Origin of the sequence: Aminobacter sp. Y103A (genome assembly GCF_030294925.1) — a bacterium.
GTDB classification, from domain to species: domain Bacteria; phylum Pseudomonadota; class Alphaproteobacteria; order Rhizobiales; family Rhizobiaceae; genus Aminobacter; species Aminobacter ciceronei.
Window position 1 is genome coordinate 5,518,983 of record NZ_AP017986.1, and the last position, 23,557, is coordinate 5,542,539.

Here is a 23,557-nt window from a genome sequence, read left to right on the forward strand (position 1 = left end):
CGAACGTCCGGATTTATCGGAGATTCATAATATTATCGAGAGCTAATTTGAAAATATCGCAGAGCCTGCGTACCGAGCGGGTCAGATCATTAAGTCTTTCTCAGATACGAGACCACTTTTCCTTGTCAAGAAACTGCAATTGGCGTCAATGTAACGAATCTCAGGCAGTGCATACAGGGAATTGGAATGAAGCAGTCTTGCGCGAACGGGGGCGCACCGGGTACCCAATCAACCAGCAAATACAAACTTCTTTCAGGCGTCTGCATTGCCGCTTTGGCAATGGGGGGAACACTTCCCGCGGCAAGGGCAGCGAACTTCGTCGCCTCGAACCAGACGGAACTCTACCAGGCGATAGCGGACGCCCAGGCGAGCCCTGATGCAGCATCGACAATCATGCTGACATCCAGTTTCCAGATCACCAGCCCGCCTCCCGCGATCGCCGGAAAGGCGATCACGATCGCCACCGGCGCCAATACGCTCTCCTACAGTTCGGCTGCGGTCTTCAACGTCGCGAGCGGCGCGAGCCTGACGCTCTCAGGCCAGATCCAGGGCACTGGCAGCCTGAACACGGGTTTGCTTTCGAAGGTCGGCGGGGGCGAACTCATCATCAACGAGGCCGCTGGCTCCGGCATTACGACAATCAGCATCAACGATGGACACACGCTCATCTCTGGCGGCAGCGACGTCACATTCGGCTCTTCCGCCGGTGGAACCGTGTCGCAATTGGATATTGCCGGCGGGGACGGCCAAGTGGCGAGCCTGACGTTGTCAGGTCAGGGCACCCGGCTGGTCGCGACAGGCACCGACCCGAATGACTTGAGCGGCGGCGCGGGAAGCCAATCGACCCTGACCATCGAGAATGGCGCCGTTTACACGACGACGGGGGGCATAAGGGTTCACACGCCAGGCTCGCAAGGCACGGCCACCATCAACGTCATGGGCGAAGGCTCGACGCTGGAAGCCGGCGGCTTCACGTCCACTAACGGCACCAGCTACATCTACGTTCGCGACGGCGGCGTGGTCGACATCACCGGCAACACCTCCTTCGGCGGCGTTGGAAACCTCAGCTTCAACACCGCACTGGTCACAGCTGAGGTGTCCGGCGAAGGATCCCGATGGGACTCGGGCTCGACGATAGCAATGTACCAGGGTTCGCTCTCGATCCTGGACGGCGGCGTCATGACCGGGACGGCCGTGAACATCTCCACCAGCCCAGGCGGCGTCCTCCCAAATTTCAGTGTCCTTGTTTCCGGGGACGGGTCGGTGCTCAACGGGACCGCGGTCACTCTCGGAACCAGGGGCAAGGGTGCCCTGACCCTTGCCGATGACGGCAGGGTGGTAGTGAACAACGGCAACTCGGCCCTTGTCGTCGGTAGCGTGCATGCCAGCAGCCACGCAGCGCTGAACATCGGCGGCGCGGTTGGCCAGGCGGCGACCGGTGCCGGAACGCTCCAGGCGTCGGCGATAACCCTCGCGGCCAGTGCCGAGATCAACTTCAACCACACCGAAACCGGCTACGTTTTCGACCTGCCGATCAACGGCAGCGGCGCCATCAACCAGCTCGCCGGCCGCACCATCTTCAACGCCAACCAGACCGGCTTCAACGGGCTTGCCAGCGTTTATGGCGGCGCGCTCGAGGTGAACGGCATGCTCGGCGGCATCATGGACGTCCGAGGAGGCACTCTTGCCGGTATTGGCTCGGTCGGCGACACCCGGAATTTCGCCGGCGGAGCGATCGCTCCCGGGATCAACGGCATCGGCACGCTGACGATCGACGGCAACTACACGGGCAATGGCGGCACCCTTCAGATCGACACCGCCCTCGGCAGCGACTCCTCGCCCACCGATCTTCTCGCCGTCACTGGAGACTCGATCCTTGGGACCGGCCCGACGCGGGTCGTCGTCACCAACTTCGGCGGAGCCGGGGCGGAGACCATCGGCGACGGCATCAAGATCGTCGATGTGGCGGGGACATCCGCCGCCAATGCCTTCGTGCTCGGCGCTCCGGCAATCGGCGGGGCCTACCTCTACGGCCTCTTCCAGAACGGCATCGTCGATCCCACAGACGGCGACTGGTATCTGCGTATGACCGATACCCTAGCGCCGACCGTGCCTATCTATGAGAACTATCCGATCGTCTTACTCGGCCTGACCGACCTGCCAACGCTGCAGCAGCGCGTCGGCGACCGCTACTGGCCTGGGGCAAGCGAAGTGGCCGGCTCCGCCATGGGTGATGCGGGCCCGCGCAATATCTGGACGCGTATCGAAGGTGCGCACGGCCATGTCGAAGGAGATTCGTCGGCGGGCGCCTCTTATGACAGCAGCCGCTATCTGGTGCAGGCAGGCATCGACGGTCTACTAACCGAAAACGGCTCGGGCGTGCTGATTGGCGGCATCAACGCGCAATATGGCCGGGTCAACGCCGCCATCCGCTCCAGCCTCGGCAATGGTACCAATTCGACTGATTCCTATGGCGGCGGCGCGACATTGACCTGGTATGGCAGCAACGGCGTCTATGTCGACGGCCAGGCCTCGGTTACCCGCCTCTCGAGCAAACTTGCTGCCGATACTGTCGGCAAGCTCGTCGACGACAATCAAGGCCTTGGCTATGCCTTCAGCATCGAAGCCGGTCGCAAGGTTGCCGTAAGCGGCAACTTGTCGGTGACCCCGCAGGCACAGCTTGCCTACACCTCCGTCGATTTCGACGCGTTCGCCGATCCGTTCGGCGCCAAGGTGTCGCTGGACAGTGGCGACAGCCTGAAAGGACGGATTGGCGTTGCCCTGAACTATGACGCAGGCAGCAGCGCGAGCGGCAGCCATGTCTACGGCATCGCCAATCTCACCTACGAATTCCTGGATGGAACGGCTGTCGATGTGGCGGGTACCAAGGTCGCGTTCGAACCCGATTCCTTCGGTGTGGAACTCGGTCTTGGCGGCACTTATCGCTGGGCCGGAGGCAAGTACGCCCTGTACGGCGAAGCACTGGCCTCCACCAGTTTCGAGGGCAGCTACGGCTTCAAGGGCACGGTTGGGTTCAGCACCGCGTTCTAGATTCCAAGGAGCACGATGGCCCGCCGCTGACGGCGGCGGGCCTTTTCGTTTCAACGTCTTGAAGGCTGCCAGTCCGCTATCGGCCCAAACTGCGACATGTGAGCAGGCGATTGCCGCTATTGGCGCAAAGCCAAGCTGGCCGCCCCTACGCCCTCTCCTCCCAAACCCGCGCCAGCTCCACGATCGTCTTCACCGCCTTTTCCATGTCTTGGCGGCTGACCCATTCCAGCGGGGAGTGGAAGGCGTGGCCGCCGGCGAAGATGTTGGGGCAGGGCAGGCCCAAGAACGATAGGCGCGAGCCGTCGGTGCCGCCGCGGATGCTGCCGCGCACCGGCTCCATGCCGGCGCGGCGAACGGCTTCGAGTGCGTTTTCGACGATCTCGGGATGGCGATCCAGCACCACCTTCATGTTGCGGTACTGCTCCTTGACGGTGAAGCTGTAGGACGAGCCGGGATAGGCCTTCAGTACGTCCTTGACGATGTCTTCGAGCAGTTTTTCCTTGGCGGCGAGGCCCGCTTCGGTGAAGTCGCGCACGATCAGGCTGAGCGCGGCCTTTTCCATCGAGCCCGACAAAGCGGTGGGGTGGAGGAAGCCTTCGCGGCCCTCGGTGGTTTCGGGCGAAAGCTCCTTCGGCAGCCGGTCGACGATGGCGCCAACGATCTTGATGGCGTTTTCCATGCGGCCCTTGGCGAAACCGGGATGGATGGCGACGCCTGAAATGGCGATCTCGACGCCGTCGGCGGAAAAGGTCTCGTCCTCGATATGGCCGGCGGTCTCGCCGTCCATCGTGTAGGCGAACTTGGCGCCGAGCTTGGCGAAGTCGACCTTGTCGACACCGCGGCCGATCTCCTCGTCGGCGGTGAACAAAAGCTTGACCGCGCCGTGCTTGATATCGGGATTGGCGATGAGGAACTGTGCTGCCGTCATGATCTCGGCGATGCCGGCCTTGTCGTCGGCGCCGAGCAGCGTGGTGCCGTCTGTGGTGACGATGTCATTGCCGATCTGGTTCTTCAGCTCGGGATGCTCGGTCACGCGGATGACCTGCTGCGGGTCGCCTGTGAGCCGGATGTCGCCGCCGGCATAGTTGCGAAGGATCTGCGGCTTGACGTTGGTGCCGGTGAAATCGGGCGCGGTGTCCATATGCGAGCAGAAGCAGATGACCGGAACCTGCTTTTGGGTGTTGGCCGGCACCGTGGCGTAAACATAACCATGCTCGTCGAGATGGGCGTCGCTGAGGCCGATCGCCAGAAGCTCTTCGACGAGCAGGCGGCCGAGGTTCTTCTGCTTCTCGGTCGAGGGCTGGGTCGGCGAGCTCGCATCGGACTGGGTGTCGATGACGACGTAGCGGAGGAAGCGGTCGAGCACGGTGTCGGTGGTGGCGGTCATGTCAGGCTCCAATGCATCGGCGATGCACTGCTATAGCCGCCCGGGCGGATGCCGTGAACGGGTTTCGCGCCTGTTGTGGCCGCTGTCCGCGCGATCGGCGCGGTCTGGCCCAAGGCGCGCCCGGCGGAACCGGGCGCTTCACCGGACGCTTCCGGGCGATGTGCCTGCAGCTCAGCGCGGCGCAGCACTGTTCTTGGCGATGGCCAGGATGATGATGCCCCAGTCGTCCTCATGAAGCTCATGGCCGCCGCCTTCGACGACGACATATGTCGAGCCCTTGACCGCGTCGGCGATCGCCTTGCCGTGGACGATCTGGAAGATCGGGTCGGCAGTGCCATGGATAACGGTAAGCGGCACGTTCAGGCCGGGAAGCTTGCCCTTCACCGCTTCGCCGCCGGCGAGCATGAAGTGGTTGGTCGCCGAGAGGTAGCCACCGGAGCGATCGTAGTCACGTTCGATGAAGGAAAGAGTCTTCACCGCGTCATGCGGATGGGTAGTGCTTGCGATCACCCGGGCCTCGCCGGCAATGAAGCCGGTCGCCTGGGCGCGGTCCGACCAGTCGACGCTTTCGCCCGTCGCGGCATGCTCCATGTAAGCAGGGCTCGGCGGCGGCAGGTCGAGATCGAGGCCGATGGGTGTCGTCGACAGAAGCGTCAGCGAGGCGACGCGGCCAGGCGCCGAGAGCGCCAGGATCTGGGCGATCATGCCACCGAGCGACATGCCGACGACATGAGCCTTTTCGATGCCGTAGGCGTCGAGCACGGCGATGGCGTCTTGGGCCATGTCGTCCATCGAATAGGGTGGCTTGCCCGGCGCGAACCTGGTCGACAACCCGGTGTCGCGGTTGTCGTAGCGGATGACATAGCGGCCGCTGGCAGCGATCTGGCGGCAGAAATCCTCCGGCCACCACAGCATCGAGGCCATGGCGCCCATGATCAGCAGCACGGGCGGCGCCGAAGGATCGCCGAAGGTTTCGGTGACAATCTCGACGCCATTGGCACGGACGGTCTTTGTGGTCGTTTTGCTGGCCATCGCCTTACTCCCCGGGGTTGCGCCGAAAACGGCGAGCACTGCTGCGGAGAGCAGGAAGCGGCGCCGGCTGGTCGTGTTGATGTGATCTGGCATTTCGATCTCCTAGCGCCCGCTGGGCGGCTTGGACGGACACTAGGGACGTCGAAGTCGGATCGCGAGAGCGATACTGGACAAAAACGAGGCATACGTGCCACTGATGGCACATGAAAACCCAGGCCGAACCCCTCCGCATCAGCCTGCTTGCCTTGCCGCAGACGACACCGGCGGCGGTATACGGGCTGTTCGAGGTGCTGTCGGCGGTGGGCTCGATCTGGGACCGGCTGACCGGGCAGCAGACCAGGGCACGGCGCATCTCAGCCGAGATCGTGGCACGAAGCAAGGAGGCGTTCACCTGCGCCATCGGCACACCGATCCAGCCGCATGCGACATTCGCCGACACAGAGAATACCGACGTGGTGATCGTCACCGACCTGGCGCTGCCGCTCGAGGGTGGCGCGGCGCTCGGATGGGGCGATGAGATGGAATGGGTCCGGGCGCAGCTGTCCGGCGGCGCCACGATCTGCTCGGTGTGCACAGGCTCAATCTTCCTCGCCGAGGCGGGGCTGCTCGACGGCAAGGACGCAGCCTCGCATTGGATCGCCGCCGACATCTTCCGCGACAACTATCCCTTGGTGCGGTTCCGGCCCGAGCGCATCGTCTGCGACATGGACCCTGAGGGACAGCTGATCACCACCGGCGGCGCGTCGTCCTGGGAAGACCTCGCACTGCACCTGATCGCGCGCTACAGCGGCAGGGAGGAAGCAGCGCGCATCGCAAAAGTTTTCCTGCTCGGCGACCGTAGCGACGGCCAGTTGCCTTTCGCCGCGATGGCCAAGCCCAGGCGCCACGAGGATGCGGCGATCGGCAACTGCCAGCTCTGGATCGCCGACAATTACGCCTGCGCCAATCCGGTGACGCGCATGGTCGCCGAAAGCGGTCTGCCCGAGCGCACCTTCAAGCGCCGCTTCAAGGCGGCGACCGGCTACACGCCTGTCGATTATGTGCAAAGCCTGCGTATCGAGGAGGCCAAGCAGATGCTGGAGGCCACCGCTGACGCGACGGACGAAATCGCCGAGACAGTCGGCTACGAGGATCCGGCGTTCTTCCGCCGGCTGTTCCGGCGCCATACCGGCATTACGCCGGCGCAATACCGGCAGCGGTTTCGCCTGAAGCGGTTGTAGCGGCCACCCGGCCCTTCCCTTCACCCATTCCCGCCGTCATCATGCCGCGCGGACCACTCTGCGAAGGAGCGACGCATGGACTTCATGCGACTGCTGAAATCGATCGAGGAACTGCTCTACGAGGTCGTGTCGTGGCTGCTGTTTTACCCGCTGACGATGTGGCGAGCATTGCGCGACCCCGACAAGATGATGCGCTATGCCAATGTCGAGCTGTCCGACGACGTGGACGAGCAGTACCAGGACACGATGAGCCCGCCGATGTTCCTGCTGCTGACGCTGCTGATCGTGCATGGCCTGGAGCTCGGCTTCATCAGCGATCGTTCCTGGGTGGCGCCGTCGATGCTCGCCAGCGACTCCAACCTTCTGATCTTTCGGGCCGTCGTCTTCAGCGTCTTCCCGCTGCTGATGGCGGTGAAGCTGTTGCGCTTTCGCGGCGCCCGGATCGACAGGGCAACCTTGAAGCCGCCGTTCTACAGCCAGTGTTATGTCGCGGCACCCTTCGCCCTCGGCGTCAGCCTGGCGGGCGTGGTGTGGCGCGTCCACAACAGCACCGCGAGCGTCGCGGCACTGCTGCTGCTGGTCGTTGCCGTCGTCTGGTACGTGGCGGTGGAAACGCGCTGGTTTGCCCGCAATCTCGACCTTGGTCTCGGCCGCGCGCTGCTCAGCGTCGTTGTCAGCGTGCTGCAAGGCGTGGCAGCCATGCTGATCGTCGGCACGGCCATCGCCCTGACGCAGGCGCCAGGGACGTAACGCAACGGCCATCGCCGTCGCGGCATGCCGGCCCGGCGACCGCCACCCCGCGGCGTGTTGCCCGCGACGGTTCGTTATCGCATCGATTGCAATCTGGACATGAGACCAGCCTCGACGTCGAGGCTGGGAATGGCATCAACGGCAGGGTAGCCGATGTCCTTCATCTGCTCCGGGCTGAGTGCCGCGATGATCCGCCTACTCTGGGCACGGCGATACCACATCTCGGCTGCCGCGATACGGTGTGCAGTGGCCTGGAGGAGCCGGATCGTCAGATCCGCCGTCTGATGTCCGTGGCTGGAATGCACTGAGTAAGCCATCTCGGCCTCCCGTCTCCTGACATGACCCGGCGAGCTTGCCATGCAGGCGTGAGTCCAGCGTGTTCGACGCGTGAACGAGACGTCTAATGCGGAAACACTCCCGCTTGATCTCGATCAATGCGGGAAGTCGCGTTGCCGCGCAGATAGAGCGCTGCGGTCGGATGCAGCGCGGGGCGAGGGAGGACGAATGGCGGATATGGACACCTACGCGAGGCGACCGGCTAGGCCGCCGGAAGTGCGCGCACTGACCGTAGCCGACATCAGGCAGAGCCTGGCGGAGGGCGCCGCCGACTTCGCCCGGAGCCCGCGCATCGGGCTCGCTATTGCGCTGGTCTTCGTGGTGATCGGCTTGGCAATTACAACGTCCCTGCTGGTGCTGCACGCCCCATGGCTGATCTATCCGTTCGCGATCGGCTTCCCGCTGGTCGGGCCCTTCGCCGCCGTCGGATTCTATGAGGTAAGCCGCCAAATGGAGGCCGGGCATAAGCCAACGCTTGGACAGGTCCTCAACGTGATCTGGGCCCAGCGCCGACGCGAAGTGTCGTGGATGGCTTTCGTCATGCTGTTCGTGTTCTGGGTCTGGATGTACCAGATCAGGCTGCTGATGGCGTTGATTCTCGGCCGCATGTCCTACGCCACGCTCGACCGCTTCGCCGATCTTGTGTTGACCACCAACCAGGGCTGGATCTTCCTCGGTATCGGCCATATCGAGGGCGCGGCACTGGCGCTGGTACTGTATTCCATCACGGTCATCTCAATCCCGATACTGCTCGACCGCGAAATCGACTTCGTCACCGCCATGCTGACATCGATCCGTGCGGTGCTGGCGAGCCCGCTTGTCATGCTCGGCTGGGGCCTGGTGGTGACGGTTGCGGTGCTGGCAGCCTGCTTGCCCTTTTTTCTCGGCCTCCTGGTGGTGCTGCCGGTGCTGGGCCATGCTACCTGGCATCTTTATCGCCGCGCGGTGGTTTAGCGTACTTGTCCCTCATCCTTCGACAGGCGCAGGATGAGGGAGCGCACGACGTGGATCGTCAGTTCCAGGCAGCACCCGCGACCTGGCGGACCGCGGCGTTGAGGCGGTTCCAGACATTGATCGCCGCAATGCATAGCAGCAGCGCCGAAATCGCCTTCTCGTCGTAGTAGCGCGTCGCCTCTTCCCAGACGTCGTCCGTCACCGGGTCGGACTTGTCGGCGATGCGGGTCACGGCTTCCGTCAGCGCAAGGGCTGCGCGCTCGGCCGGCGTGAACCAGGGCGTGTCGCGCCAGGCGGCGGCGGCGAAGATGCGGTCGTCCTTCTCGCCGAGCTTCCTGAGTTCGAGCGAATGCATGTGAACACAGACGCTGCAGCCGTTGATCTGGCTGGCGCGCAAATGGACCAGCTTGCGCGTCACCTCGGGCAGGCCGTCCCTCTCGGTCGCCTTGTTGAGCGCAAACAGCGCCTGCATGGCATCGGGAAGCAGGATGGCGGGGTTGGTCATACGAGCTTGCATGTGAGTCTTCCTTGTCGGGTTGGGGTCCATTCGATCTTGACGGCGCCGGCCCCGCGACAGTCTCTGTCACATCGGCCGGGATTCGTTCGTCATGGCCTTGACGGAACAGCAGCAGGGAATGTGACCGATGAACGAAGAAATTTTTCTGGCCGAAAAATTCGCCGAGAAGCGCGGGCATCTGCGCGCCGTCGCCTACCGCATGCTAGGCTCGGCCAGCGAGGCCGAGGACGCGGTCCAGGAGACCTGGCTGCGCCTGGCGCGCACCGACACCGACGACATCGACAATCTCTCGGGATGGCTGACGACGGTGGTGGCGCGCGTCTGCCTCGACATGCTGCGCCGGCGCAAGTCGCGGCGCGAGGAGCAGCTCGACACCGAAGGGCCCGACGAAATTGCCGACGATGCCCCTGCCGTCGATCCCGAACGCGAGCTGGCGATGGCCGACGCCGTCGGCCTGGCACTGCTGGTGGTGCTGGAGAAATTGGCACCGGCCGAGCGCATCGCCTTTGTGCTGCACGACATGTTCGACCTGTCCTTCGATGACATCGCCCCCGTCGTCGAGCGGACGCCGGTCGCGGCGCGGCAGCTGGCGAGCCGGGCCCGGCGCCGGGTCCAGGGCAGCGACGAGGCGCGCGCGCCCGACCGGACGCGTCAGCGGCAGGTTGTCGACGCGTTTCTCGCGGCATCGCGCGGCGGCGATTTCGCCGGCTTGCTTGCCGTGCTCGATCCCGACGTCGTGTTCCGCGCCGATGCCGTCGCCGCACATCTCGGTGCCGTTGCCGAACTGCGCGGCGCGCAGGCCGTGGCGCAAAGCTTCAAGGGCCGGGCGCAGGGCGCGCTGCCGGCGCTTGTCGACGGCGCGATCGGCCTGCTGGTCGCCCCGATGGGCAAGCTCCGTGTCGTGCTGATGCTCAGGCTCAACGGCGACAGGATCGTCGGCATCGACGCCGTCGCCGATCCGGACCGGCTGGCAAAGCTGGATCTGGCTTTGCTCGACTAGTCGGTAGAACCCTGCCTTCCAAAGATCGGTGGGCCGCGCGTGCCACAAGGCGCGCGGCCGATGCCGGCCGTCCGGCAAAGCCCATCACATTCCCGCAACATAGGCACTCTTGCCTTGCTGCCGCCGGATCGCAGGCGCAGAATTGCCTGGCACGGCGGATGAGGAGGCCTTTTCTCTGAGCGGAGGAAAGCTCCATGAACGACCTGAACCTCACGACCCTTGACGGTGGGCTGGCGACAGTGAGCGCGCCTGTCCTCGATGCTTTCGCAGCAAGCCTGCGCGGCCAAGTGCTGAATGCCGGCGATGCCGGCTATGACGAGGCGCGTACCGTCTGGAACGCCATGATCGACCGTCGCCCCGGCCTTGTCGTGCGCTGCGCCGGCGCCAGCGACGTTATCGCCGCAGTCAAGTTCGCGCGCGACAACAAGCTGCTCGTCTCGGTACGCGGCGGCGGCCACAACATCGCCGGCAGCGCCGTGTGCGACGGCGGCATGATGATCGACCTGTCGCAGATGAGGTCGGTTCGCGTCGACAGGGTGGCACGGCGAGCCTGGGTCGAGCCGGGTGCCATCCTCGCCGACGTCGACAAGGAAACGCAGGCGTTCGGCCTTGCGGTTCCGACCGGCATCAACTCGACGACGGGCATTTCAGGACTGACGCTGGGCGGCGGCTTCGGCTGGACGACACGCAAGCTCGGCCTGACCATCGACAATCTGCTGTCGGCCGACGTGGTGACTGCGGATGGCGAACTGGTGCGGGCAAGCACGGCCGAGCATCCCGACCTGTTCTGGGCGATACGCGGCGGCGGCGGCAATTTCGGCGTCGTCACCGCCTTCGAGTTCAAGCTGCATAAGCTCGGCCCGCAGGTGCTGTCGGGGCTGGTCGTGCACCCGTTCGACGAGGCCAAGTCGGTGCTACGGCAATATCGCGAAGCGCTCGAGGACGCGCCCGACGAGCTGACCTGCTGGACGGTGATGCGGCAGGCGCCGCCGCTGCCGTTCCTGCCGGCGCAATGGCACGGCAAGGAGGTGCTGGTGCTGGCGATGTGCTGGTGCGGCGAGCTCGAGGCCGGCGAGAAGGCGACCGCTGCCTTGCGCGGCATCGGCCAGCCAATCGTCGACGTCGTCGGGCCGAACCCGTTCGCCGGATGGCAGATGGCGTTCGATCCGCTGCTTGCGCCCGGCGCGCGCAACTACTGGAAGAGCCACGACTTCATCGATCTGGAAGATACCACCATCGACATGCTCGACAGCGCGATCCGTGCCTTGCCGGGGCCGGAATGCGAAATCTTCGTCGGCCATGTCGGCGGCGCTGCCGGGCGGGTGGCGACCGATGCGACGGCATTTCCGCAGCGCAATTCGCACTTCGTCATGAACGTGCATGCGCGCTGGCGCGAAGCGTCGATGGACAAGGCCTGCATCGGCTGGGCCCGCAACATCTATGAAGCGACGCGGCCGCAGGCTGTCGGCACCGCCTACATCAACTTCATGCCGGCTGATGAGGCCGATCGTGTCGAGGCGGCTTATGGCGCCAACTACACCAGGCTGCTCGAAGTGAAGCGCAAATACGACCCCGACAACATGTTCCGCATGAACCAGAACGTTCACGCCAAGAAGACGCGCAAGGCGGCGTGACGCGTTTCTGCCGCTTGTGCTGAGAGCCCACGGCACGGACGTGCTCGACGAGGCCCCCACGCTGGATCCCTCCCCAAAAAAGGGGAGGGATAGGTCAGCGTTGCGCCTGCCTTTTCTCGGCCAAGCTTGACGGGCTCTCTCATTCTATATAACCTTTCAGTTATAGAATGAGAGAGCAGCGCCATGACCCCGTCCGAACGCCTTGACGCGACCTTTACCGCACTGGCCGATCCGACACGGCGGGCGATCCTGGCGCGACTGATGACGGGCGAGGTTTCGGTGATGGAGCTGGCCGAACCCTTTGCCATGAGCCAGCCGGCGATTTCAAAACATCTCAAGGTGCTGGAGCGCGCCGGGCTGATCTCGCGCGGCCGCGACGCCCAGCGCAGGCCTTGCCGCATCGAGGGCGAGGCGCTGGCAGAAGTGACCGGCTGGCTCGACGAGTACCGAAAGGTCTGGGAGGGCAACTACAAGCGTCTCGACGCGCTGCTCGCTGATCTGCAGGCGAACCAGGGCAAAGCCTGAAGCGGAAGCGAGGAGAAGAAACGACGATGAGCCACAGACTGGAAGTGACGACGCCGAGCGACCGTGAGATCGCCATGACGCGTGTGTTCGACGCGCCGCGCGAGCTGGTGTTCGACTGCTGGACGATTCCCGCATTGCTGAAACGCTGGATGACCGGGCCCGACGGCTGGTCGTTTGCCGTCTGCGAGATCGACCTCAGCGTCGGCGGCACGTATCGCTTCGTCTGGCGCCATGACGACGGCCGCGACATGGGCATGACCGGGACCTATCGCGAGATCGCCCGGCCGGAAAGAATCGTCAGCGTCGAGCTGTTCGACATGGACTGGACCGACGGCGAGGCGCGCTCGACCCTGGTGCTGACCGAAAGGGACGGCCGCACCATTTCGGTCAACACCGTGCTCTACAGCTCCCGCGAGGCCAGGGACGGCGCGATCGCCATCGGCATGGCCAGGGGCGTCGAGGCCGGATACGACAGGCTCGACGGGGTGCTGGCCGAGCAAGTGGCAGCGCGGTAGCTCGGGGGCTGACGGGCGACGGTCGCTCAACGGCAGACGCGGCGATAGATGTTGCCGTAGAGCTCGATCTGGCAGTTCGACTTCATCACGCGCACCTCGGGCCGCTGCATCTGCGGTATCACGATCTGGCGGTCCTGCTCACGCAGCCGCTGCTGCTCGGCCTGGAAATCGGCGCGGCCCTGCCGGCTTTGCAGGATCTGCAGCTCGTTGATGCGGCCTTCGCGGGCAAGCTGGTTTTGGTCGGGCTGGCCGGGCAGGTCGATGGCATGCGCCTGCATTGCGCCGGCAAGCAGAATGCCCGCCACCATCAGAGCCCGTTTCGATCTCGCCATCTTCGCCACCAGCACATTTTCCGCGCGAAACAACCGCGCCTCACGAAGGTAGTGCGCCTATCCGCCGAAACAATGGCGTTAGCCTGTGCGCGACTTATCGGCGAGGAAATCGATGAAAGCGCGGATGCGCGCGGCAAGGTGACCATGGCCGGCGAAGACGGCGTGGATCATCTCTATGTCCTCGGGGTTGTAAGCTTCGAGCACCGGCACTAGCGTGCCGGCGTCGATGTCGGCCTGGACCTGGAAGCGGCCGCTGCGGATCAGGCCGACGCCGTCGAGGCAGAGCCGGCGCAGGCTTGGGCCGTTATTGGCAAGCAGGTTGCCGCCGATGCGCTGTGCGAAGGTCTCACCGGTTGCCGGGTCGCGAAACATCCATTCGTCGCGGTTGCGCAGGAAGTTGAAGCGCAGGCAGTTGTGGCCAACCAGATCGGCCGGTCTTTCCGGCACGCCATGCCTTTCCAGATAGGCAGGCGAGGCAACGACGACGCGGCGGATTTCCAGAATCTTGCGCGCCTTCAGCGATGAATCGCGCAGCTTGCCGGACCGGATTGCGACGTCGGCGCGCTCTTCGTAGAGGTCGATGACGCTGTCGGTCAGCGACAGGTCGAGTTCGACCTCGGGATAAAGCGCCAGAAACGCGGCGATGTGGGGCACGACGTGGCTGGCGCCGAAAGCGACCGAGGCGCTGACCCTGAGCAGGCCGCGCGGCACAGCGTTGGCGCCTCCGGCGACGATACGTTCGGCCTCCTCGATCTCGCCGAGGATGCGGCCGGCGCGCTCGAGATAGACTTCACCTTCCGGGGTGAGCTGCAGGCTCCGCGTCGAACGCACGACCAGGCGGGTGCCCAGCCTGTCCTCGATGCGCGTGATCAGCTTGCTGACCGCCGAAGGCGACAGGCCGAGCTGCCGGCCGGCGGCGGAGAAGCTCTTCAGCGAGACGGCCCGGACGAAGACCTCCATCTCACCGGCGCGATTGTCCATGACTGGCCTCTTGTGAATCAAATTCATAAGTATTCGTCCATCATCGCGCATTATTGCGCAAGTGCCCTTGCCCCATATGCAGCCCACGGATCAACCGCGGCGCAGGCCGCCCATTCAACTCGGGAACGGTGCACGACATGCCCCTAGCCATCTTCGCGCTCACCATCGCCGCCTATGCGATCGGCACGACCGAATTCGTCATCGTCGGGCTGTTGCCGACGGTGGCCCAGGATCTTCACATCACTCTGCCGCTCGCCGGCCTGATCGTCAGCGTCTACGCGCTGGGCGTCACTTTCGGCGCGCCAGTGCTGACGGCGCTTACCGGCCGGATCGAACGCAAGCCCCTGCTGCTCGGGCTGATGGCGCTGTTCGTCGTCGGCAACACGGCAGCGGCGCTGAGCCCCAGCTACGAGCTGTTGCTGGTCGCGCGCGTGCTGTCGGCCTTTGCCCATGGCGTGTTCTTCTCGGTGGGCGCCACCATTGCCGCCGATCTGGTGCCGGAAAACCGCCGCGCCTCGGCGATCGCCATGATGTTCATGGGCCTGACGGTGGCGATCGTCACCGGTGTGCCGCTCGGCACTTTCATCGGCCAGACCTTCGGCTGGCGCGCCACCTTCTGGGGCGTCTCGCTGCTCGGCGTCATCGCCTTCGTCGGCATCGCTGCCCTGCTGCCCTCGACCCTCAACAAGGCCGCACCGTCCAGCCTGCTCGACCAGGTCCGCGTGCTCGGTTCCGGCCGGCTGCTGCTGGTGTTTGCGATGACCGCGCTCGGTTATGGCGGCACCTTCGTCACCTTCACCTATCTCGCCTCGATCCTCGAACAGATCACCGGCTTCCAGGCTTCGAGCGTCAGCCTGATCCTGGTGCTCTACGGTCTCGCCATCGCCATCGGCAACATTGCCGGTGGACGCATCGCCGACCGCAACCCGGTCAAGGCGCTGACGGTGCTGTTTGCATTGCAGGCTATGGTGCTGGTGCTGTTTTCCTTCACCGCGCTTTCGCCCGTGTGGACGCTGGCAACGCTGGCAGCACTCGGCTTCCTGTCTTTTGCCAATGTGCCGGGCCTGCAGCTCTACGTCGTGCAACTGGCCAAGGAGCATCGCCCGGGCGCCGTCGACGTCGCCTCGGCGCTCAACATCGCCTCTTTCAATCTCGGCATCGCACTGGGCGCCTGGATCGGCGGCTTGGTTGTCGCCTCGCCGCTCGGCCTTGGCGCCACGCCATGGGTGGGTGCTGTGCTGGTGGCCGGTGCCTTCGTGCTGACGGTATGGAGTGGCGCGCTCGACCGGCGCCAGGAACCGCTGTGCCAACCGGCTTAAGTTGATTGACCGGTTTCAGTGCCGACCTACCTAAGGGGCGGAGCCATCCGTCCGAATTTCCCACCGCCCCCAATTTCCTCTCAATGAGAACATCATGAAATTCGTTACCGCCAATGGCGCGACAATCCCTGCCCTGGGCTTCGGCACCTTCCGCATGCCCGGCGCAGAAGTCCTCGAAGTGGTGCCTGAAGCGATCCGCAAGGGCTTTCGCCACATCGACACCGCCCAGATCTATGGCAACGAGGCCGAAGTCGGCCAGGCTATCGCCGCCTCGGGCGTGACACGTTCGGACATCTTCCTGACCACCAAGGTCTGGGTCGACAAGTACCAGCGCGATGCCTTCGTCAGATCGGTCGACGACAGCCTGAAGAAGCTCCGCACCGACAATGTCGACCTGCTGCTGCTGCATTGGCCGAACGACGCGGTGCCGCTGGCCGAGCAGATCGGCGTGCTGAACGAGGTGAAAAAGGCCGGCAAGGTACGCCATATCGGCGTCAGCAACTTCAACACCACACTGATGGCCGAGGCAGTGAAGCTGAGTGACGCCAAGCTGGTGACCAACCAGGTCGAATACCACCCCTATCTTGACCAGACCGCGGTGCTCCAAGCCGCGCGCAAGGCCGGCATGTCGGTCACCGCCTACTACGCCATGGCCGACGGCAAGGTGATCTCCGATCCCGTGCTGAAAGCGATCGGCGCCAGCCACGGCAAGACTGCAGCTCAGGTGGTGCTGCGCTGGCTGGTGCAGCAGGACAGCGTCGTGACACTGACCAAGACGTCGACGCTGTCGCGCCTGCCCGAGAATTTCGCCATCTTCGATTTCGACCTGTCGGCGGACGAGATGGCGGCGATCCATGCCCTGGCCACACCTGGCGGGCGCATCGTCAGTCCCGGCGGGCTGGCCCCAGTGTGGGACAAAGCCGCCTGAACAGGGGCCGCCTGACCTCCGGCCTCCGGCCGCGCCCTCATTGACGGCGCGCCTTGTACTTCCTATCTGAGGGCGGTCAAGGGCGGGGAGCCCCTGCCGCCCGCAGCCGCAAGGCCCCGGTGAAGCTTCCCTTCATAAATTTCGTTTCCCTGTCGATGCGACGGCCGAAGCGGCAATGCGGGCTCCCGACTTTCACCACGCCGTTCGCGCATCGCGAAGGAGCGAAACCATGACCACAGGTCCCGACTACAAAACCAATGCACGCAGGCTGCGCGACGCGCTGGCCAGCGAAGGCATCGCCATCAGCCACGCCAAGGCGCTTGAACTCGTCGCCCGTCAGGAAGGCGTGCGCGACTGGAACACACTGGCCGCGCGTCCCAAGGACACCAGGGCCGAAGAGACCCCGGGCGGCGTCCCCTTCGCCGTCGGCGAGACGGTGTCGGGCACCTTTAACGGCAACCCGGCGAAGGGATGCGTCATCGGCCTAGAGGAGACGATCAAGCCGGATCTCTGGCGTGTCACCGTCGCCTTCAATCCGCCGGTGGACGTGTCGACGTCGAAGCTGTTTTCGTCGGAGCGACGCCGCATCCAGATGGTCGTCGGCGCCGACGGTCGTTCGCGTCGGTTGACCGGCACCGAAACAGGCGTGATGGCGCTCAGCCGCGCCTAACCTCATTACCCACTCCGCATTCAAGCGGCCGTGGATCGTCGACACGATCCGCGGCCGTTTTCGTTTGCGTCGGCGCGTCGATCGCCGACCAGGATCAACGCTGAGTCACCTCGGGCACCCTGAGAACAACTATCTGGACAAATTTAAATGCAAATGCAAATATCTTGCTGAGGAGGACGGAGGAGGCACAAGGGTAGGATCGAGATTTCGCGCTCGCGCATCGGCAACGATGGCGTACACGGAACACTTGCCCGAAACCCTCGTACGCGAACGAAGCAAAGCACGGATCGCCAGATTCAGAGGCAGCCAACATGGCCAGCCACGGAAAGTGCGGTGGTGCCGGCGGCGGACAGAACCCGTCGCTCGCCATATGCCCATGCATACTTACAGGCTTGAAGCAGCGACATGTGACTGGCGACTGGATCGCCTGTCAGCGTCGATCGATCAAAGGGAGGAAGAAAATTGGCATTCTCTAAACTAGCGGCCGGCATGGCCATGGCATTTGCCCTCGCGCTCTCGGCACCGGCCAGCGCCCAGGAAAAGCTCGTCGTCGGCGCCTACCCGGCCAATCCGCCATGGGAGTTCAAGACCGAAAGCGGCAGCTTCGAGGGTTTCGAGATCGATGTCGCGACAGAGGTCGCCAAGCGCCTGGGGCGTCCGGTCGAATTCCAGGACATGGGTTTCCAGGCGCTCTTCGCCGCCTCCAGCTCGGGCCGCATCGACTTCGCCGTGTCATCGATCTCGGTCAATAACGAGCGCCTGCAGAACCAGTCCTTCACCCAGCCCTATTATGACGGCGACGGCACGGTCATCGGCCGCGAAGCGTCCGACATCACCGGCCTAGACGGGCTGAAGGGCAAGGTCATCGGCGTCGTCGCCGGCACGACGGGCGAAGCCTGGGCCAAGGAAAACACCGAGAAACTCGGCCTCGCCGAAGTACGCAGCTACAACGCCCAGCAGGACCTTCTGCTCGACATCCAGGCCCAGCGCGTCGATGGCGGTGCCGGTGAACTCGCCGGCTTCCAGTATGCCATGACCAAGACGCCGGGCTTCAAGGTGCTGGTGCGCATTCCGACCGGCGAGCGCTTCGCCATGATGGCGCGCAAGGACCATCCTGCCATCGTCGCCGCCAACGACGCAGTCTCGGCGATGAAGGCCGACGGCACGATGGCCGCGATCCACAAGAAGTGGTTCGGTGTCGAACCGGACGCGGGCACCAGCACGACAACCTCGATGCCGCTGCCCAAGGCCGAGTGAGCCGACGGCTCGACCCGCAAACCGTTGAAACGACGCTGCGGCCCCCCCAAGGCCGCGGCGTCCCGCGCCCGGACCTCGCCATGGACCTGATCACCACCTTCTTCAACTGGGACATACTGGTCCGCAGTTTTCCGATGCTCATGCGGGGTGTCGGCAACACCATTCTTCTCGGCGTCGCCAGCATCGTCTTCGGCGGCGCGGCCGGGCTGCTCGTCTGCCTGATGCGGCTCTACGGGCCGAAGCCGGTGCGCTACGTCGCCATCGCTTATGTCGATTTCCTCAGGGCGATGCCCATCCTGGTGCTGCTGATCCTGATCTATTACGCGCTGCCCTTCGTCGGCATCCGCTTCTCGTCATTCACCGCAGCGACGCTGGCACTGTCGCTGGTGCTCTCGGCGTTTACCGCCGAGGTCTGCCGCGCCGGCATCGAAAACGTGCCGAAGGGCCAGTTCGAGGCAGCCTCGGCGCTGGGCATCGGCTTCTGGACGACGATGCGCACCGTGATCCTGCCGCAGGCGTTGCGTGTCATCATCCCGCCGCTGACCAGCAATTGCGTCTCGATCTTCAAGGACACCGCCCTCGCCTCGGTCGTCGCCATGCCCGATTTGTTGAAGCAGGCGACGGACGCACAGGCGCTCATGGCCAACCCGACCCCGCTGATCGGTGCTGCTGCGCTCTATCTCGTCTTCCTGTTGCCGTTGGTCAGGCTGGTGAGCTTTCTCGAGGAACGCGGCAAGCGCCAGATGACGGCGCGCTGAGCCCACGACAGCAATACGGAATTCCGCACGATGACAACACCAGACGGCTCCGCCTACTTCCTCTACCACTCGATCGGCATGTATCCCGGCAAGGCCGAGGCCATGGCGGCGGAACTTTCCGAATTTGCGGCCAGTTGGGGTGCCTTCGACGACGGACAGTGGATGCGGGCGCTGGGCAAGCGCCAGCGTTTCATCGATCTCTGGAGCAACCTGATCGGAGCGCCGAAGGGAACGCTGACCTCGGCTGAGAACGTCACCACCGCGCTCTACAGCCTGATCGGAGCTCTTTCAGCCCATCATCTTGCCGGTCGCCGCGTGCTGGTGACGGCAGACTGCTTTCCGAGCCTGCATTTCTTGCTCGCCGGTCTTGCGCCGCGCTTCGGCTTCACGCTCGATACAGTGCCAATGCGGGACGGCGAAAGCTGGGTGCAGGACGACGACGTCATCGCGTCATGGGGCGCGGACGTCGGCCTGGCGCTCCTGACGCAGGTGACCTCGACTTCTTCGCACCGCTGCGACCTCGACCGGTTGGTGGCCCATGGCCGAGAGATGGGCAGCCTCGTCGGCGTCGACATCACCCAGGGCGTCGGGCTGATCCCGTTCAACGTCGACGCACCGGCGGTCGATTTTACCTTGTCGACGAGCCTCAAATGGCTCTGCGGCACGCCAGGCGCCGGCATCATCCATGTCGCAGAGCCCTTGCTCAGGGAATGCCGGCCCGAACTGCGCGGCTGGTTCAGCCAGGACAACATCTTCTCCTGGGATCTCGACGCCTTCGCCTATGCGCCGGATGCCCGTCGCTTCGACCACGGTACGCCGTCGGCACTGGCCTGCATCGGCTCGGTGCGGGCGCTGGAATGGCACGCGGCGCAGGACAAGACAGCACTGCTCGCGCACAACCGCAAGCTCGGCGCCGCGATCATCGCCAAGGCCGACGAGATGGGCCTGACGCTTGCCAGCCCGCGCGACGAAACGCGGCGCGGCGGCAGCATCATGCTGCGCCTGCCCGAGCAAACCGACACGGCGACGATCGTCAACGGCCTGCGCGAACATGGTGTTTTCACCGATTGCCGTGGCCGCATCCTGCGCCTGTCGCCCGGCACCGTCACGACGGAAGCTGGTATCGCGCGGCTGTTCGCCGGGCTGGACGCGCTGTTGTAGTCGGCCGACGCACTGGACGGGAGCCGGCCGGCTTGCTTTGATGCCCGCTTGGGCGGAGGCAAGCGGTGGACCAGCACCCCAAGAAGCACCACGCCGGATGGCATCTGACCTCGCTTGCACGTGGCATGCGCGATGCGTTCGCCGATCCGCAGGTCCGCACCCTGCTGGTCGTCACCTCGACACTCGTCGCCGTTGCGTCCGTCGTCTACGTCTGGATCGAAGGCTGGAGCTATCTGGACGCGATCTACTTCTCGGTCATGACGCTGGCTACCGTCGGTTATGGCGATCTTGCGCCGCACACGGCACTCGGCAAGCTCTTCACCATCTTCTTCGCTCTGGTCGGCATCGGCCTGTTTGTCGTGCTGTGCTCCTCGGTCGCCAAGCAGATCATCTTTCGCGTCACGGACGATGAAAACGAATAGAACGCGACAGCGTCAGTGAGCCACCGGTTTCGGCGCCAGCATGCCGCCGGCATAGCCGAACAGCGCGCCGACGCAGAGCGGCCCGAACAGCGCCGGATCGACGATGAACAGCATGATCAGCACCGCCGCGATCGGTCGGCCGAGGCCCGCTGCGGTGGCGGCTCCCATGCCCGCCGCGATCGCCACCGACACCTCCATGCCGGGTATCACGGCAAGCGCTGCGGCCCCTGCGGCGGCACCGGCGAAAATGAGCGGGAACATCGCTCCGCCGAGCCAGCCGGTGGACAGGCAGATGCTCAGCGCCAGCACTTTGAGCAGGCCAAGCAGGAGCAACACCGCCATGCCGACGCCGCCTGCCCATTCCAGCATCGGCTCGATTTCGTGGTGTCCTGAAAACCTGAGGACAGGAAACGCCATGGCGAGCAGGCCGAACATGGCTCCGCCGATGACCGGCTGCCAGAAGGGCCAGGGCGCGCGGGTCTCGATCGCGTGCTTGAGCATCGGATGCAGGAACAGGAAGGCCATGCCAACGGCAGCGCCGAGGATCGCCGGAACGATCGCCATCATCAGGTCGGTCCCGTCGCCTGCAGGCGCATAGGCCGGCAGCGCGAGACGGTGCAGACCGCCGTCGAACAGCAGCCGGCCGGCAAGCAGGAAGCCGAGCAGGCCGCAAAGGGCGGCGAGCAGGAGCAGGGCGCGCGGTGCCTGTGGCTTGTCGTCGGCGTAAGCAGCTCCGCCAAGAGGCGAGCCGAACAGGCCAGAGAGCGCGCCGGAGACACCTGCCTCGCCGATCACACGCTGGTCGGCATGGCTGCGGCCAAGCACGATGGCAATTGCCGCGGTCATTTCGGCAACCACGGCCAGCAGCCCGGCCTCCGGCCCGATGGCGCCACCGAAGCCGACCGCGACGATTGCCGCAAGCGCGATGAACAGTGCCTTGCGCCTGTGCAGATGGACCGGATCCTGCGCTTCGGCGATCTGCTGGTCGAGGTCGGGGCTGGGGCCGTGCAGCCGGGTCAGGCCGATCAGCGCACCGCCGGCGACAGTCACCAGCGGAATGTACCAGATGGCATCGCTGATCGACCAGACCGCATGGCTGACCTGCTGCATCAGCCACAGCGTCAGCGCCGCTGATATGCCGGCGAGCAGGCCGACACCGGCGGCCAGCAGCACCAACCTGATCACCTGCCGATTGCTCATGCCTGGCCCCTCTCCGTCATATGCGGTCCTTGCTAAAGAAGCCATTCGATCGGCAGCCAGCCGAACACCGTCACCATAAGCCGTTTGAGCGCCGAGGCGTTCGGTTCGTCGTGGACGGTGACAACGGGCTTGCCGGGTTCGTTCTTCGACCATTGCATGCCGTCATTCGGGCCAAGCGAGACCCTGTAGGATCCCTCGGCGACTTTGGTATCAAAACCTTGCGACATCGCCTTGGCGATGGTCGGGCTGCCGATCAGGAAGCCCATCTCGCAATTGAGCAGGGCCGAGCGCGGGTCGAAATTGAACGAGCCGATGAAGACCCGGTCGCCATCGGCGGCGAAGGTCTTGGCGTGCAGGCTGGAGCCGGAGGAACCTGTGAGGTTGAGTTCCTCTTCGCCCCGGACGGCATCGGCCATCGGCTTGAGCTCGAACAGCTCGATGCCGTCTTCCAGCATCTCACGGCGATATTTCGAATAGCCGGCATGGACCATCGCAACATCCGTGGTCTCGAGCGCATTGGTCAGGATCCGCACCTTGGCACCGCCCTTCACCAGATCGGCGAAGTAGTCGACGCCAGGTTTGCCCGGCACGAAATAGGCGGAAACCAGGTCGAGGCCCTGCCGCACCGGCCCGACCACCTGGGCAAGCCGGCTGATCATCAGCTGGTCCTTGCTTGCCTTGCCTTCTCCCTTGATCGGGTCGTCGACCACCAGCTTGACGTCGACCCATTCGAGGCCAAGCCCACCGCTGCGCAACCTGTTGTAGGCCGGCGCATCCGGCCGGACGAAATCGGCTGCGGCAGGGCGCTTCGCAGCCTCGTCGGTGCCCTGGACGAACGCCTCCAGCGTGCCGGCGGACGGATCGACGATCTTGTCGGCGGCAAACACAGACGCGCTGTTCCAGTAGAGGTCGAAAGCCGTCGACGTGTCCTGGACCACGGCACCGGCGCCCAGCACGTCAAGGTCGAGATAATAGGTGCCGTCGCCGACCTTGAAATACTCGTCGCCGATGTTGCGCCCACCGACGATGGCGGCGAGGCCGTCGACGATGAACGACTTGTTGTGCATGCGCCGGTTCATGCGGAAGAAGTCGAAGGAATAGCCAAGCAGCTTGGGCGAGCGGATCATCGAGGGATTGAACAGGCGGATGTCGAAATTGGGCTGCGCGTCGAGGGCTGCCACTGTCGGGTCGAGGCCAGGAATGCCGTTGTCGTCGAGCAGCAACCTGATGCGGACGCCGCGCTTTGACGCCTCGTAGAGCGCCCGGAGCAGCAGCCGGCCGGAGGTGTCGTCGTGCCAGATATAGTACTGCACGTCGATCGAACGCTGAGCGATGCCGGCGAGGAACAGCCGGCTGGCAATGGCGTCGTGACCGGCGGCGATCGGCACGACGCCGCTCTTGCCGGGATTTTCGGCGCTGCCTTGCGCGACCATCGTGGCAAGTGCGCCCTCGGTGACCGGCGGCAGGGCCGTCTCGACGGGCCTGTCCTTGATCGACGGCAACGGGAAGATCATACGGGCAACAAGGATGGCTACGGCTGCAGCCAGGAGCAGGACAAGGACTGCCTTGATCATTCTCATTCGGCCAGTCCCTCGCCTAGTAGCAGGA

The 23,557-nt window shown here is 64.6% G+C and carries 23 protein-coding genes; 15 read left to right on the plus strand and 8 right to left on the minus strand.

Annotated elements, in window-relative coordinates; genetic code table 11:
• The first annotated feature begins 186 nt into the window (after window positions 1–186).
• Window positions 187–3,051, plus strand: a complete 2,865-nt coding sequence (locus tag Amn_RS27140) for an autotransporter family protein (protein ID WP_286294083.1) — start codon at window positions 187–189, stop codon at window positions 3,049–3,051.
• Between the two features lie 145 nt (window positions 3,052–3,196).
• Here Amn_RS27140 and pepT read toward each other — a convergent pair whose 3' ends face one another.
• Together pepT and Amn_RS27150 are read right to left on the minus strand one after the other, a co-directional pair.
• Window positions 3,197–4,438, minus strand: a complete 1,242-nt coding sequence (gene pepT / locus Amn_RS27145) for a peptidase T (RefSeq protein WP_286294086.1) — start codon at window positions 4,436–4,438, stop codon at window positions 3,197–3,199.
• A gap of 171 nt (window positions 4,439–4,609) precedes the next feature.
• Window positions 4,610–5,470, minus strand: coding sequence for an alpha/beta fold hydrolase (locus tag Amn_RS27150; RefSeq protein WP_286298210.1), 861 nt, complete (start codon window positions 5,468–5,470; stop codon window positions 4,610–4,612).
• A gap of 203 nt (window positions 5,471–5,673) precedes the next feature.
• On the opposite strand from Amn_RS27150, the gene Amn_RS27155 reads away from it, so the two are divergent.
• Both Amn_RS27155 and Amn_RS27160 read left to right on the plus strand, forming a co-directional pair.
• A complete protein-coding gene (locus tag Amn_RS27155; RefSeq protein ID WP_286294088.1) occupies window positions 5,674–6,690 on the plus strand; it encodes a GlxA family transcriptional regulator in 1,017 nt (338 codons plus the stop codon).
• Window positions 6,691–6,765: 75 nt separating this feature from the next.
• Window positions 6,766–7,440 (plus strand): hypothetical protein, encoded by a 675-nt coding sequence (locus Amn_RS27160; protein ID WP_083948366.1) that lies wholly within the window; start codon window positions 6,766–6,768, stop codon window positions 7,438–7,440.
• 74 nt (window positions 7,441–7,514) lie between these two features.
• On the opposite strand, the gene Amn_RS27165 is transcribed toward Amn_RS27160, so the two are convergent.
• Window positions 7,515–7,757 carry a YjiS-like domain-containing protein gene (locus Amn_RS27165; protein ID WP_067955920.1) on the minus strand — a complete coding sequence of 81 codons (243 nt, stop codon included), beginning with the start codon at window positions 7,755–7,757 and terminating at the stop codon, window positions 7,515–7,517.
• 187 nt (window positions 7,758–7,944) lie between these two features.
• Between Amn_RS27165 and Amn_RS27170 the strand changes: the two genes are divergently transcribed.
• Window positions 7,945–8,730, plus strand: a complete 786-nt coding sequence (locus tag Amn_RS27170) for a DUF2189 domain-containing protein (RefSeq protein WP_286294090.1) — start codon at window positions 7,945–7,947, stop codon at window positions 8,728–8,730.
• A 58-nt stretch (window positions 8,731–8,788) separates the two neighbouring features.
• Here the strand turns inward: Amn_RS27170 and Amn_RS27175 are convergent, their stop codons facing one another.
• Window positions 8,789–9,247 (minus strand): carboxymuconolactone decarboxylase family protein, encoded by a 459-nt coding sequence (locus Amn_RS27175; protein WP_067955917.1) that lies wholly within the window; start codon window positions 9,245–9,247, stop codon window positions 8,789–8,791.
• 127 nt (window positions 9,248–9,374) lie between these two features.
• On the opposite strand from Amn_RS27175, the gene Amn_RS27180 reads away from it, so the two are divergent.
• From Amn_RS27180 to Amn_RS27195, 4 genes are all read left to right on the plus strand, one after another.
• Window positions 9,375–10,247 (plus strand): sigma-70 family RNA polymerase sigma factor, encoded by an 873-nt coding sequence (locus Amn_RS27180; protein ID WP_263005612.1) that lies wholly within the window; start codon window positions 9,375–9,377, stop codon window positions 10,245–10,247.
• Window positions 10,248–10,441: 194 nt separating this feature from the next.
• Window positions 10,442–11,881: an FAD-binding oxidoreductase gene (locus tag Amn_RS27185; RefSeq protein WP_067955915.1), complete on the plus strand. Its 1,440-nt coding sequence runs from the start codon at window positions 10,442–10,444 to the stop codon at window positions 11,879–11,881.
• Between the two features lie 183 nt (window positions 11,882–12,064).
• Window positions 12,065–12,406, plus strand: coding sequence for an ArsR/SmtB family transcription factor (locus Amn_RS27190; RefSeq protein WP_067955913.1), 342 nt, complete (start codon window positions 12,065–12,067; stop codon window positions 12,404–12,406).
• Window positions 12,407–12,432: 26 nt separating this feature from the next.
• Window positions 12,433–12,921 carry an SRPBCC family protein gene (locus tag Amn_RS27195; RefSeq protein WP_067955911.1) on the plus strand — a complete coding sequence of 163 codons (489 nt, stop codon included), beginning with the start codon at window positions 12,433–12,435 and terminating at the stop codon, window positions 12,919–12,921.
• Between the two features lie 26 nt (window positions 12,922–12,947).
• Here Amn_RS27195 and Amn_RS27200 read toward each other — a convergent pair whose 3' ends face one another.
• The gene (locus tag Amn_RS27200; RefSeq protein ID WP_246790364.1) at window positions 12,948–13,253 is read right to left on the minus strand and encodes a hypothetical protein; all 306 of its coding nucleotides are present in this window, start codon (window positions 13,251–13,253) and stop codon (window positions 12,948–12,950) included.
• Window positions 13,254–13,331: 78 nt separating this feature from the next.
• The gene (locus tag Amn_RS27205) at window positions 13,332–14,234 is read right to left on the minus strand and encodes a LysR family transcriptional regulator (RefSeq protein ID WP_067955907.1); all 903 of its coding nucleotides are present in this window, start codon (window positions 14,232–14,234) and stop codon (window positions 13,332–13,334) included.
• Between the two features lie 137 nt (window positions 14,235–14,371).
• Between Amn_RS27205 and Amn_RS27210 the strand changes: the two genes are divergently transcribed.
• The 7 genes from Amn_RS27210 (at window position 14,372) to Amn_RS27240 (ending at window position 20,749) form a co-directional block, all read left to right on the plus strand.
• Window positions 14,372–15,553 carry an MFS transporter gene (locus Amn_RS27210; RefSeq protein ID WP_067955905.1) on the plus strand — a complete coding sequence of 394 codons (1,182 nt, stop codon included), beginning with the start codon at window positions 14,372–14,374 and terminating at the stop codon, window positions 15,551–15,553.
• Window positions 15,554–15,647: 94 nt separating this feature from the next.
• Window positions 15,648–16,481 (plus strand): aldo/keto reductase, encoded by an 834-nt coding sequence (locus tag Amn_RS27215; protein WP_286294104.1) that lies wholly within the window; start codon window positions 15,648–15,650, stop codon window positions 16,479–16,481.
• A 229-nt stretch (window positions 16,482–16,710) separates the two neighbouring features.
• A complete protein-coding gene (locus tag Amn_RS27220) occupies window positions 16,711–17,151 on the plus strand; it encodes a glyoxalase superfamily protein (RefSeq protein WP_286294107.1) in 441 nt (146 codons plus the stop codon).
• Between the two features lie 489 nt (window positions 17,152–17,640).
• Window positions 17,641–18,408, plus strand: coding sequence for an ABC transporter substrate-binding protein (locus Amn_RS27225; RefSeq protein WP_083948362.1), 768 nt, complete (start codon window positions 17,641–17,643; stop codon window positions 18,406–18,408).
• 80 nt (window positions 18,409–18,488) lie between these two features.
• A complete protein-coding gene (locus tag Amn_RS27230) occupies window positions 18,489–19,166 on the plus strand; it encodes an amino acid ABC transporter permease (protein WP_067955897.1) in 678 nt (225 codons plus the stop codon).
• A 30-nt stretch (window positions 19,167–19,196) separates the two neighbouring features.
• A complete protein-coding gene (locus Amn_RS27235; RefSeq protein ID WP_286294110.1) occupies window positions 19,197–20,327 on the plus strand; it encodes an aminotransferase class V-fold PLP-dependent enzyme in 1,131 nt (376 codons plus the stop codon).
• Window positions 20,328–20,392: 65 nt separating this feature from the next.
• On the plus strand, window positions 20,393–20,749 hold the full coding sequence (locus Amn_RS27240; RefSeq protein ID WP_067955894.1) for a potassium channel family protein: 357 nt from the start codon (window positions 20,393–20,395) through the stop codon (window positions 20,747–20,749).
• Between the two features lie 12 nt (window positions 20,750–20,761).
• Here Amn_RS27240 and Amn_RS27245 read toward each other — a convergent pair whose 3' ends face one another.
• Both Amn_RS27245 and Amn_RS27250 read right to left on the minus strand, forming a co-directional pair.
• Window positions 20,762–21,949, minus strand: coding sequence for a chloride channel protein (locus Amn_RS27245; RefSeq protein ID WP_286294114.1), 1,188 nt, complete (start codon window positions 21,947–21,949; stop codon window positions 20,762–20,764).
• Window positions 21,950–21,981: 32 nt separating this feature from the next.
• The gene (locus tag Amn_RS27250; protein ID WP_286294116.1) at window positions 21,982–23,529 is read right to left on the minus strand and encodes a phospholipase D family protein; all 1,548 of its coding nucleotides are present in this window, start codon (window positions 23,527–23,529) and stop codon (window positions 21,982–21,984) included.
• Between the last annotated feature and the right edge of the window lie 28 nt (window positions 23,530–23,557).